This is a genomic window from Brachyspira hampsonii (assembly GCF_001746205.1).
GTDB classification, from domain to species: Bacteria; Spirochaetota; Brachyspiria; order Brachyspirales; family Brachyspiraceae; genus Brachyspira; species Brachyspira hampsonii_B.
Map to the genome: position 1 here is coordinate 623,851 of NZ_MDCO01000012.1, position 12,504 is coordinate 636,354.

Annotated in this window: 14 protein-coding genes and 2 tRNA genes; 12 read left to right on the forward strand and 4 right to left on the reverse strand. The window is 25.7% G+C overall.

From position 1 onward, the window contains the following. The first annotated feature begins 48 nt into the window (after positions 1-48). Together BFL38_RS11735 and BFL38_RS11740 are read left to right on the forward strand one after the other, a co-directional pair. Positions 49-1,161, forward strand: a complete 1,113-nt coding sequence (locus BFL38_RS11735; RefSeq protein ID WP_069727211.1) for a hypothetical protein — start codon at positions 49-51, stop codon at positions 1,159-1,161. Between the two features lie 60 nt (positions 1,162-1,221). Then, positions 1,222-1,659 (forward strand): PepSY-like domain-containing protein, encoded by a 438-nt coding sequence (locus BFL38_RS11740; RefSeq protein WP_083249421.1) that lies wholly within the window; start codon positions 1,222-1,224, stop codon positions 1,657-1,659. 328 nt (positions 1,660-1,987) lie between these two features. Here the strand turns inward: BFL38_RS11740 and BFL38_RS11745 are convergent. From BFL38_RS11745 to BFL38_RS15600, 3 genes are all read right to left on the reverse strand, one after another. Further along, positions 1,988-2,061 (reverse strand) — tRNA-Ala (locus tag BFL38_RS11745). Positions 2,062-2,419: 358 nt separating this feature from the next. Continuing rightward, positions 2,420-2,749 (reverse strand): hypothetical protein, encoded by a 330-nt coding sequence (locus BFL38_RS15590; protein WP_256097262.1) that lies wholly within the window; start codon positions 2,747-2,749, stop codon positions 2,420-2,422. Positions 2,750-4,037: 1,288 nt separating this feature from the next. Next, the gene (locus BFL38_RS15600) at positions 4,038-4,166 is read right to left on the reverse strand and encodes a hypothetical protein (protein ID WP_256097263.1); all 129 of its coding nucleotides are present in this window, start codon (positions 4,164-4,166) and stop codon (positions 4,038-4,040) included. Positions 4,167-4,215: 49 nt separating this feature from the next. Here BFL38_RS15600 and BFL38_RS11755 point away from each other — a divergent pair, with 49 nt between their 5' ends. The 5 genes from BFL38_RS11755 to BFL38_RS11770 all read left to right on the forward strand — a co-directional run bounded on the left by BFL38_RS11755 (position 4,216) and on the right by BFL38_RS11770 (position 8,042). Next, positions 4,216-5,988: a hypothetical protein gene (locus BFL38_RS11755; protein WP_256097264.1), complete on the forward strand. Its 1,773-nt coding sequence runs from the start codon at positions 4,216-4,218 to the stop codon at positions 5,986-5,988. Positions 5,989-6,090: 102 nt separating this feature from the next. After that, positions 6,091-6,837: a hypothetical protein gene (locus BFL38_RS11760; RefSeq protein ID WP_069727213.1), complete on the forward strand. Its 747-nt coding sequence runs from the start codon at positions 6,091-6,093 to the stop codon at positions 6,835-6,837. Between the two features lie 103 nt (positions 6,838-6,940). Beyond that, positions 6,941-7,372 (forward strand): hypothetical protein, encoded by a 432-nt coding sequence (locus BFL38_RS11765; protein WP_069727214.1) that lies wholly within the window; start codon positions 6,941-6,943, stop codon positions 7,370-7,372. 184 nt (positions 7,373-7,556) lie between these two features. After that, complete coding sequence (locus BFL38_RS15605; RefSeq protein ID WP_008730377.1) at positions 7,557-7,688, forward strand: hypothetical protein; 132 nt, start codon at positions 7,557-7,559, stop codon at positions 7,686-7,688. Positions 7,689-7,739: 51 nt separating this feature from the next. Further along, positions 7,740-8,042, forward strand: coding sequence for a hypothetical protein (locus BFL38_RS11770; protein WP_069727215.1), 303 nt, complete (start codon positions 7,740-7,742; stop codon positions 8,040-8,042). Between the two features lie 57 nt (positions 8,043-8,099). On the opposite strand, the gene BFL38_RS11775 is transcribed toward BFL38_RS11770, so the two are convergent. Further along, complete coding sequence (locus tag BFL38_RS11775) at positions 8,100-8,600, reverse strand: type 1 glutamine amidotransferase domain-containing protein (protein WP_069727216.1); 501 nt, start codon at positions 8,598-8,600, stop codon at positions 8,100-8,102. Positions 8,601-8,713: 113 nt separating this feature from the next. Between BFL38_RS11775 and BFL38_RS11780 the strand changes: the two genes are divergently transcribed. The 5 genes from BFL38_RS11780 (at position 8,714) to trmD (ending at position 12,488) form a co-directional block, all read left to right on the forward strand. Next, positions 8,714-9,139: a hypothetical protein gene (locus tag BFL38_RS11780; RefSeq protein WP_069727217.1), complete on the forward strand. Its 426-nt coding sequence runs from the start codon at positions 8,714-8,716 to the stop codon at positions 9,137-9,139. 121 nt (positions 9,140-9,260) lie between these two features. Beyond that, a complete protein-coding gene (locus BFL38_RS11785) occupies positions 9,261-10,256 on the forward strand; it encodes a hypothetical protein (protein ID WP_069727218.1) in 996 nt (331 codons plus the stop codon). 139 nt (positions 10,257-10,395) lie between these two features. Then, entirely contained in the window at positions 10,396-11,307 is a 912-nt protein-coding gene (locus BFL38_RS11790; RefSeq protein WP_069727219.1) for a cysteine hydrolase family protein, read from the forward strand. Between the two features lie 85 nt (positions 11,308-11,392). Beyond that, positions 11,393-11,467, forward strand: a tRNA-Gly gene (locus BFL38_RS11795). A 286-nt stretch (positions 11,468-11,753) separates the two neighbouring features. Next, positions 11,754-12,488 carry a tRNA (guanosine(37)-N1)-methyltransferase TrmD gene (gene trmD / locus BFL38_RS11800; protein ID WP_069727220.1) on the forward strand — a complete coding sequence of 245 codons (735 nt, stop codon included), beginning with the start codon at positions 11,754-11,756 and terminating at the stop codon, positions 12,486-12,488. The last annotated feature ends 16 nt before the right edge of the window (positions 12,489-12,504 follow it).

Consider the following 12,504-nt stretch of genomic DNA (forward strand, 5'->3'; position numbering starts at 1 on the left):
TTATATAATTTAAATTATCATAACTGAAATTTTATCTTAGGATTTTTTATGAAAAACTATATCAAAATAGTAATAACCTCTATTACATTCTTAATGCTGCCTTATTTATTAAATGCTCAAGAAAAATATACAAATGCAATAATGCCAACACTTCCAAATGCATTCGATATGTTTATAGGAAGAGAGGGAAATAATGAACTTCCGCAATATATAAAACCAGATTATTTCAGAGATGATTATAAAAGAAAACTTCCAAATCCTAATGATACTAATTTGAGCTTTTTTCAAAAATACCCTATAGAATTTCATTTAACAACTACTTTTTCTTATGCTGCTCATACGAATACTTTTAATTTGAGAGATACTTTTGCTACTATTGGTCAGACATTTCATAATGACTATATACAATTTACAGGATTTATAACAGCATTCGGATATTTTGATACTCACAACCCAGATATACAATATCCATACATAAAAGGAAATGCAGGTCTGTATGACGGCGGAGTACAGGCTATATTTATTGATAGAATACTAGTATCAGCCAGAGGAAGAGCCACTTTTGATATTAACACTACCACTTTTATGCTTATGCCGCATTATTATGATACTACATTGAACCCTGCAAATATTGATACACCTGATTATTATATACCTCAAGTATTAAATGGTCCGGGTATCAGAGTTGGATTTATAGGAAATCATTATGAGATAGCTTATTCTCAAGGAGATTTCAGACACAGTATACCTAAAGCTTTTTTATTTAGATTTAATATACCTAATATTGAGTTTAGATTCCTATACGAACATGAAAATAGAATAGAGCCTCAAAATTATCATATATCTTTATTTGAATCATTGGTTCAGGCTTCTGCAACATTTAGATTCCCGCTTATGAATGAAACTATTTGGCTTAATGCTATTGCTGAATATACTTGGAGGGAAAATGATGCTCATTATGTTCGTTTAGAGCAGGGATTTGAATGGTATATGTTAAACATTGCTTTGAGAGAAATGGTTCATATAAAAGATAAAAATGCTAAGTTATATTTGGAATATGCTATATTTGGTAAATTTAAAGCAGGTCCTGCTGAATTTAATGTTGGTTTCCAAGGTTCTACAGACGGAAGATATTATATTGCAGGAAATGTGAAATTTTAATAACTTGTAGTATTTTCCTTATAATATATAATATTAAATAACAATTTAAGGAGGTATTCTATGAGAATGAAAAGAATTGTAAAAAGAATAATATATACAATATTAACTTTATCTGTATTATCAATATATGCCTATGGTGGTTCTGTAGCTTTAAGCGAAGTGCCTGATGAGGCTATAGCATTTGCTGATAAATATTTCTCTGATTATTATTTGTACAGGGCAACTGAATTAGGAGGTTCTTATACTTTGATATTCAGAGGTGGACTTAAAATATATGTTAATTCTTATGGAGAATGGAAAACTGTAAGCGGCGGCGGTGAAGAAATTTCTATAGCTTATATAGAAGATAAAGTTAAAAATTCAATAAAAAAAGAATTTCCTGATGAAAAAGTTGTGAATATACAAAAAAATAGAAAAGATTATAGCATAGAGTTTAAAAGCAGAAGAAAAATAGTTATAGATTTTGAAGGAAATATAACAAAAAAATGGAGAGATTAATTTTGTAATAAATATATAAAAGTACAAGCATCTAATTATAATGTTTGTACTTTTATATTAATATACTTAAAGATAGGTCTTTGAAATAATATATTTATGCCTGTTAACAACAGGTGCCATGTCAACATAAAAACATCATGTAATTATCATATTATAATTGTACTAATTGGTGCGATACCTTATATATTAGAAGCATTATCTATGTTTTATATAGGAGGTAAAAATATGACAAAAATAAATATAGTTATAAATACAATTAATTTTATTATTTATTTAATTGCAAGTTGTTGGCATGCATAAATATGTTATTTGTTTATAATTCAAAAATTGGAGATAATGGGGCTCGAACCCACGACCCTCACAATGCCATTGTGATGCTCTCCCAAACTGAGCTATATCCCCTTAATTAATACTGTGCATTCTAAATTATTTTTAATGAAAAGTCAATCAGTATTGTTTTACTATTAAAATAATGTTTATATGATATTTTACAACTAATAATAAATATATTTAATGCTTGATAATAAAAACAATAAATTTAAAAAAATCTTGGGTGGGCAGCTAAAATAACAGATTAAAGCAGAAAAGAAAAATAATACAGAAATTACAAAATAATACTAACAATTTAGATGGCGGGCATATGTAATTAATTTTTTAAAATAAATAAAAAATATTTAAATACATATACTAAGGCTAATATATATTATTAAAAATAAATTAGTATTGCTATAGATGTTTATCATTTATAACTATAAATATTTTAAACAAGTTTTATATGGAGAGTATTAAAATTTATAATCTTTTTTACAAAAGGTAAATGTCTTAATATTCCTATAAATCCCCATCTATTTTTAAAATAATCAGCATAATTATAACTGTTTATAAATCTTATATGACTGCTTAATTTTTCTATATTAGATGGTATATCTAATCCCCATCTAAACACTGCATTTGTTTCTTTTACCGTTTCATGAAGTTTTGTATTTTTAGCTGAAATTATAGGTATAGTATCAAATATAAAATGGCTGTTAATAAAATTTGAAGATAGTTTTTCAATTAATTCTTTTATATAACTTTCTTCTATATACATCAATACCCCCTCAGATATTATTATAATAGTACCTCTTACTTTAATATTTTTTATCCAACGATAATCTAAGTATAGATGATGATATGCATTCATAATTTTTATTATTTTCTAGTTCTTTAAAAAATTGTTTTTCTTAACAAAATAACATCTTCAAAATCTATATCATACCAATAAATATTATCCTTTATAAATCTGCTTACTCTTGTATCAAGACCTGCTCCTAAATTGATAATGGTAAAAAATTATGCTGAACTTTTTTCAATAATATCTTTTATTATATCATCTATTATTTTTGTTCTTACACAGGTTCCCACTTGAGTTCCATTAGAATTTTTAAACTTTGAAAAATCATAATTTATTTCTTTTAATATTTCTATAGATTTATAATCTTTGATAATTGAATCTTCTCTTTTACTTTCTTATGCTTTCACCCATAGTGTAATTAATAAAGTTTCAGATACTCCGTTTAAATTAATATTCATTATATAGTCCCTTTAAATATTAGATTATCCTAACATTTCTCATTATACATGTTTTATATTTTTTGTCAAATTCTTAAAATATGAAATATATTTATACTTCCATACATTTAAGATTGTATTTGTACATACGAATAAATCATCAGTTAAATTTTTAATTTATTTAAATCACTATTAAAAATTTTTAATAATAAAATGAAATTCAAATAACAAATTAAATAATAAGAAGAATTAAATTAATTCTAAGTGCGGTAAGAAAAACAATAAATTTAAAAAATATTTGGCGGGCAGATGTAATTAATTTTTTAAATTTTCATTACATACCACACCATTTATTTTTTACAACTATATTTTGAATTTTGATACTAACTATCTTTATAGCTTAATCTGAAATTTCAGCACCCGCCCAAGTTTTTTATTAAGTATTGCATGCATATAACCGCACGTTTAGAGTATTTTTATTTGTTAATAAAGTTTAAATTTATGAGTAAACCATTATATTTTTATGCTGTTCTGCGTGCGGGAGAAAATTTTTGAAAAAATACATTAATAAAAATGATATACTGTATATTTATTTAAGATGAATAATTATATAAAAAGCATGTTTTTTAAAAAAAATTTAATAAAATTAATAGCGTCTTTCGGAAGACATAGCAAATTATTTTTAATAATTCTGTTATAATAAAATAAGTATCTATATGCAAGAATAACTAAGGATAATATTATATTAAAAAAGAAAGCATTAATACAGCCGACAGAAAATATAATATAAGATATTATAGTAATTCAGATAAAAATGCAAGATACAACTATATACTTCCTTCACTAAGAACATTAATATCAGAAAACAGAGAATGCTTTATAGTTTCCAAAATATCAGGGGATAAACCATACAGTGTAGAGAAAGCAGTAATTTCTGAAGATGATAGTATATTCACATACGAGTTTAATGATTTTCAGGCAGTAAAGGAAGATATAAAAGGCATAATGACTAATTATAAAGATAAAATACTATTCTTTGAAATAGGAGTATTTGCCGATTTATACAGCTATTTAAGAAGTCATTTTGAGCTTGATATAATAAACTATCTTTCAGATGACGGAAAAATAGATATTTCTAATATTGAAGATAATGTATTTGATAAACTTCCTATTAAGAAGGATAAACTTATAAAAAGAATGCAGAACTATTATGATGATAATAAAAACTGCATACTTCCTTCTTATAAAGTTCAGGATAGTATAATCAAAGAAAATAGAAAGACTGCTAATAAAGTGCTTTACTGTGTATATCATCTTCCAGTGCTTGAGAAAATATATTATTTTGAAAATTGTAAATTAAATTTAAAAGACATAGCAGATATTTTCTTCAGCGATGATAATAATGAAAATATCGATAAATCTTTATTAAAAAAGATTCTTTCTAATAAAATAAAGCTAATAGAAGAAAGTGTTAAGCATTTGAATTATACTGAATTAGTAAGAAGAATAGATAATTTTAAATATCTTGAAGACATTTCTTTATCTAAAATAATAGAACATATATTCTGCTTATATTATGTTTTTCGGCATGACAGCGTATTAAGAGACAGTTATATTAGTTCTATTAATATAATAATAGATTCAGAAATTAAAGAGTATTTATCATTATCAAAATATTTCTCTAGTGATGCTATATATTTTGATAAGATGTTTTATCATTTTGCAGAAAAAATAAAATATTTATATCTTGAAGGGTATAAAGATATTTTTTCTATAGGATTAGACTTTTCAGAAGAAGAGTTAATAAAATATCAGTATGATGAAGTTCTTAAATTATGTATAGATAAGTACAATGAAATGAAAAATGAATTAAAAGAATTATTTTCTGAACTATATTCAAATAATAATATATATGGAATGCATAATTTAAATCATGAAAATTATTTTGAAAATGAAAATAATTTTAAATCCATTTTAAATTACGGACATCATTATGTTAGTTTAATTCTAAAAAATTATGATTTTCTAAAGTTTTTATGCTCATTTATAAGGTTTAGAATTGATTATGATGTTGTTGAAAGCGGAGAAGAGATTGTATTTTCTAATATAGAAAGTAAAGAATACAGCAAGAAAAAAATGCATAATATAGATTCTATTATAGATGATATAAATACATTTTTTTATATAGCAGAGAGCATGTACTTTTTTAATCCTTATATGGCAAAAAGCTACAGAGATATACTTGATTCTTTGCATTCATCTTTAATGTATTTATACCGCTCATCAGAAGAGAATAAAAAAGATTATGACTTTTTGAATGAATTAAAAAATCTTGATTTGAAAGATGTAAAAAAGTATGAGGATGTATTTATCAATAATGCTTTATTCTTTTATAATCAGGAAAATATTTATAATGAGGAAGATGAAAAAAGACTTGAAGAAAAAGTAAAAGAAATTGAATATGAAGAAATAAAATTTAAAGAAGAAGAGAATAGGGAGAGAAAAATATTTTTTGACGCCAATTATAAAACTATATATAAAGCAGTTATGTATGATATCAGACTAAAAGAAAATGAAGAATATGATAAAAAATATATAGAAGAGTCTTTTATAAATGCTCTTGAGTATATGTACAGAGTATCATACTACAAAGAATATTTGATAATCAATAATGCTCGCTTAATTAATCAATATAAAGAAAATAAAGTACTTTTAGAAGATAAAAAATTAAAAACTGCTGACTTATCAAAAGATATAAAAGACATAAAAAATGTATAAAACGATAACTAACTGAAGAATAAAAAACTTCATTTGTTATAAATAAAAAATATATAAGGGGTTTATTATGAAACACTTTAAAAAATAATTTTAGCTTCTGTTATGATAATGGTATTAAGTACAGGAGCATTTGCAGCAAGCGGATTTGAGTTTATATTTAATGTGCCTTTCGGACTTAATATAAATTTACTTCCTCAATATAACATGTATACAACTCAAGAATCAAAAAATGGAACTTACTATTATTCTGGTAATAAAGTAGGTTTCGATGTTGGAGCTTCTGCTCAAATAGGTTATATGTGGCAGATAAAGGATAATTTTGGAATAAGTCTTTTAGGAGAATTAGGATATAGTTTTGACAGTTTTAATGCTAGTTTTGACACAGCAAAAAGAGAAAATCCAAATGATATCACCGGACAAATTGACGCTCCAGATGCACAAAAATTAGGAAGTGCTTCATTCTACACTCATAATCTAAAAATAGGCATACTTCCAAAGTTTAATATAAAAGCATTTTCTATAGGTGTTGGACTTGGAGTTATAATACCTATGGCTATAACACAAAATTGGAAAGATGAAGCTGTAAAAACTTTATTTAAAGATGCGAGTACAAAGTTTATGAATCCTGCAGGTTTTTATGCTAAATTAACTTTTGATTATTCAATATTCTTCACAGAAAAAATAGCAATGAATATAGGTTTATACACAGGAGTTGATGCTATTGGTTCTATAAATACAACTATTAATAATACATCATTAAGTCAGGGGGCTCATAGCGAAGCACCATTACTTAGCTATGATATAGGCTTGCAATTAGGATTCAGATTCGGACCAAAGGCTTTTAATTAATTTTTTAATAGCAAATAAAATTAATAGACATGTTTAATCAATATTCATGTCTATTATTTTTTATTTATCAATAATACTAAAAATATAAAAAAGGAAAATAAAAATGAGAGCTTTATCAGTTATTTCACTCTTAATTTTAATTAGTCTATTTGCAGTAAGCTGCGGAGAGAAGAAAGGCACAGACCCTACAAATGATACAACTTCTACTACGCCTAATAAGGGAATACAAACTTATCAGGGTGATTGGAAAGTTGAAGGCAAAGATGCTAATCAATCATCTATAAGCGGAACTATGACTATAGCTTCAGACGGCACTATAACAGGAAATGTACAAGGTATTATTGGTGAAGGACAATCTATTACTAAAGACAAAATAACAGACAAAGGTAATGAAACTTATGAAATTAATATGTCAGAATATAGTATGATTTATGAGTTTACATTCAGCAGTGATAATAGCGGAAGTTTCAAAATATTTGTTTCACTAAATGGAAATAAACAGGAAAGTGCTTCTGGTACTTTAACAAGACAATAAAAATAACTTTCTTTTAATTAAAGATTAATCATATAAAAACATCATGCTTAAATAGTATGATGTTTTTTTATATATTTTATTGAGGTATTTAAAAAACTATATACTTCAAATGCATTTTTTATATTATCTAGTATACTTAATCATATTCTTAAATAAACATCATTAAAATTTCAAGGAGTAAAATATGAGTAATAAAAAAAATAATAATGAAGCAGATATGAGCAATGCCAATAAAGGCAGTAAAGGAACTAATATTACTTATGATAAAAATCAAGGTAATAGAGGAAAACAGTTAAATCCTAATCAAAAAAAATAACTTAAAATATAAATGACTATTTTAGCTAAATAAAAATGGAGAAGAGAAAAAATGAAAAAAATAATCGGCGTTATTATAATATTAATATTTGCCACGGTAGGCTGTTCTACTATAGCAACAGTTGAAAGTATTCCGCAAAGTTTGCAGCTTACAGGAGATGATATTGAAGTGGGAGAAGTTTTAACTGCCGAGCTTCCTTATAATTCAAAAGATGAAACTTTAAAAGAGCAGTTAATAGCTGAGGCTTTAAAAGATACAAATTATGATTTTATTATTATGCCTAGATATGAAATAGTAAAAACAGGTTTTTCTACAAAAATGAAAATAAGAGGAAAAGGGGCTAGGGTAAAATAATTATTTTATAAAAACCTCATGTTTTTTAAGCATGAGGTTTTTTATAATATCTAAATATTATTTGAGTTTCTTAATTATTTCTTTAGCGAAATAAGGCAAATCGTCTGGGCATCTTGAAGTTACAATATTACCGCATACCACTACTTTTTCATCTTTATAATTAGCTTTAGCATTCATTAAGTCATCTCTTATGCCTATATAGCAGGTAGCGTCTTTACCTTCCAAAACTTTAGCTGATATCAAAGTCTGCTGTCCATGGCATATTGCTCCTATAGTAAGATTATTATCAACGAAATATTTTATAATTCTTTTTACATCATCACTTCCTCTTATCGCTTCAGGTGCTCTTCCGCCCGGTATTATTAAGGCTTTATAATTTGAAGGATCAACCTCTGAGAAATTTAATTTTGCTTCTGTTTTGAAAAAATATTCTCCTTTAATCTCCCCTTTGTTTAAAGCCGCTATATCAACATCAATACCCTCCTCTATAAGTCTGAAATATGGATAAAACAATTCTGAATCTTCAAAGAAATTGTCTGTAATAATTAATGCTTTCATTTTATACTCCTTTATATTCTAAATTTCTAATATTATATAATATAATATTTTTTTTGATATTATATATTTTTTGTTATATTTATAAATATTAAATAAAAAATATAGGATAAGAAATGAAGACTTTTTTAAAAACAATCTCTATTATTTTGATCATTATATTTTGTATATTATCTCTATCATGCTCAAATGATATAACAAAAACAGGAGATGGTATAAACACAAAATATGCCGGAAAATATTCGGCAGAAATAAATAGAAAATACCAAAACGGTAATATAGAACAGGCAAGAGCTGCATTTACAATTAATAATGACGGATCTTTAACAGGATTAATAACTTACTATGGAGGCTCTCCGTCAGAAAATATTGAATTATCCAAAGGAAATATCACTAGAATTTCAGATAACAGTTATAGTGCTGAACAAAATTTCATCGGCTTGAAAAAATATACATTTACATTTAATGATAATATATTAGAACTTAATATAGTTAATGAGGACAATTCAGTAACATCCGGTCAATTAATCAAGTCTAATTAAATTTAAAAATGTAAATTTATTTAAATTTTCTTGTAAAAAAAATTGACATTAAATCATAAATGTATTATAATGTAAATACAGTAAATAATAAATTTACAATATATTTACAAAGGATATGTTTATGAGTAAAATACTTTTTAAAGCAATACCTGCCTTGATAATATCTTCAGGTATGTTGTTTGCTCAATATTATGATTCCTATAATTACCAGAACAATTATAATTATCAAAATAATTATAATGCATATCAAAACTATAATGTTCCAGCAAACAATTACTATAATAATTATTATCAGGAGTTTATGAGAACTTTATCTCAGGAGGCAAATAATCCTAATAGTATTTATTACAATCCAGGATTTTATGAACAATATAACAATTATAATGCTATGCAGGGAAATCCGTATCAGGATACTATGAATGCTATGAATTGGGCTTCTCAAAACTATAATAATGAGCCTTATTACAATAACGGCTATAATAATTATAATAATCAAGGATATAATGATACTGTAAATTACACAAATCCGTATGAAGAATTAATGAAAATGTTGGAAACAGAATCTCAAAACCCTAATAGTCCTTATTATAGTCCTAATGCAAATCAAAATGGATATTATGAAAATTATAATAATTATGATAATACTGCACAAAATGCTTATCAGAATGACTATTATAATGCCTATGATATACCAAATGAATACTATAATTATAATGCTAACCAAAATGATAATCAGACAAACAATAATAATATGTCAGATAATCCTTATCAGCTAGCTGCTGAAGCTTTAATAAAAGCGGCAGAGGAATTGACTAAAAAAGCAAATGGTATGCCGGACTCAAATAATGCTTATACTCCTAATGACAATGCTAATTTAAATAGTAATAATGCACCTGCAGAAAATACTCAAAATGCACCATTATATATTCAAAACTTTTATACTCCTTTCAAAGTGCCTCAAATAGTTTTAGATACAGCTGCTTCAAAATATCCAAATGTTCAGATATTGGATGTAGAAGTAAAAGAGATAGGTACTTATGAGGTTAGAATGGCAAATAATATGAGACTTTATATAGATAGAAACGGCAACTTCCTTCAAGAAAAAGCAGATTATTAAACATATTTTATCTTTATTAAGAGTCCCAATTATTTGGGGCTCTTTTTTTATATCATTTATACAAAAATTATATAAAAAATAATTTACTTTAAATAAAATTTTTATATAATATCTTAAAAGTAATAAATGAGGATTTTTTATGTCGGTAAAAATACCATACGAGAAAATAGTAAATGAAGATTTTATTGGAAAAGAAGTAAATCCTATTAATCAGCAGGACATTTACAAAATAGCAGAAGAATACAGTAATAAAGTTATAAAAGAATTTAAAGATGAAAGCATCAATCTTCTTATAGTAGATCCTCAAAGAGACTTTATAGATATGGAGAAAGGTGCTTTGCCTGTAAATGGTGCTGTTAATGATATTAAAAATATAATAAGATTTATATATGATAATATGGAAAGTATTTCAAGTATTTATGTTACTTTGGATACTCATAGATATGATTCTATATTTCATTCTATTATGTGGAATGATTATAATGATAAACCTGTAGCTCCTTTTACAGAAATCACTTTAGAAAAGATAGAGAATGATGAAATAATACCAACCTATGATGAAGATATACAAATCAATTATGTGAAGGCATTAAAAGAAAAGAATGCTCAAAATTTAATGATATGGCCTTATCACTGTATATATGCTACAGACGGCTGGCTTATAGATAAACAGCTTGCAAATATGCTTTTATTCTTTGAAGCTTCAAGAAAAGTTTATATAAATAAAATACTAAAAGGTCAGGATTCTTTCAGTGAGATGTATGGTGTGATAAGACCGGAAGTACCTACAGAATATACAAAAAACTATGATATTTCTTGGGTTTATGATATTACAAATGCTGATAAGATATATATATGCGGAGAAGCCAAAGACTACTGTGTTTATGAAAGCGTGAAGCAGTTTTGTAAGATATACAATAATGATAAAAGTATAACCGAAACTATTAATATAATGATGAATTGCAGCAGTGCTATAGGCGATAATAAAGAATGTGAAACAAAATACGAAGATCTTTCTAATAAATACGGAATAAAACTGCTTAATATTTAATAAACAAAAAAAGTAATATTACTATTGATTTTTTTATTTTATTATGCTATAATTTTAACACTTAAAAAGTAAGTTCTTTTCAATCGCGGGCGTCGTATAATGGTTATTACCTTAGACTTCCAATCTAAAGATGACGGTTCGATTCCGTTCGCCCGCTCCATTTTATTCTCTAAAAATGTTCCTCTATACGCACGGTTAGTTAATTCATATAATATGATGCACTTTTTTATTCCAAAGATATTATTATATCTAAATTCATTTAGCGTGCGGAGAAATAAACAGCAAATTTAAAAAAATATTGGGTGGGCTGCTAAAATAACTTAATAAAATTAAAAAAGAAAAATAAAATTTGATTAACAGAAAATATTAAAAGTCTAAAGGGCGGGGAATGTAATTAAATTTTTAAAATCACTTGATATATAGTTTTTATAAAGTATAATGCTAAAATGATAATAGATATTCTTACACTTTTTCCAAAATTCTATGAAAGCACAATTTCTTTTGGTGTTATATCAATGGCAGTCAATGAGAAAAAAATAGATTTAAATATCGAAGATATGAGAGTATACGGAGAGGGCAATTATAAAAAATGCGATGACTATCCTTACGGAGGAGGTCCTGGAATGATTATGACTTATAATATATTTAAAAAATATTTTGACAGTCATAAAAAAGGATATACTATTATTTTCTCACCATCAGGAAAAACTTTGACTCAGAAAAAAATAAAAGAATTATCAGGTAAAGAACATATAACAATGATACTAGGACATTATGAGGGAATAGATCACAGAGTTGAAGAAAAATATGCAGATGAAGCTTTGAGTATAGGTGATTATGTATTAAGCGGAGGAGAGATACCTGCTCTTTTATTGCTAGATGCTATTTCAAGATATAAAGATGTTATGAATAATAAAGAATCTGTAATAAGCGACACATTTGAAGAAAACAGCAGCGGACTTTTGGAATACGAGCAATATACAAGACCTCCTGAAATAGATAATATGAAAGTTCCTGGAATACTCCTTTCCGGCAATCATAAAAATATTAATGAATATAGGAGAAAAAGAAGTATTATAAAAACTTTTAAAAACAGAGAAGATTTATTTTCAAAAATCAATCTTAATAAAAAAGATGTAGAAACTATTTTTGAATATTTAAAAGAAAATAATGAAGAATAATAAAATAGAGTTTATA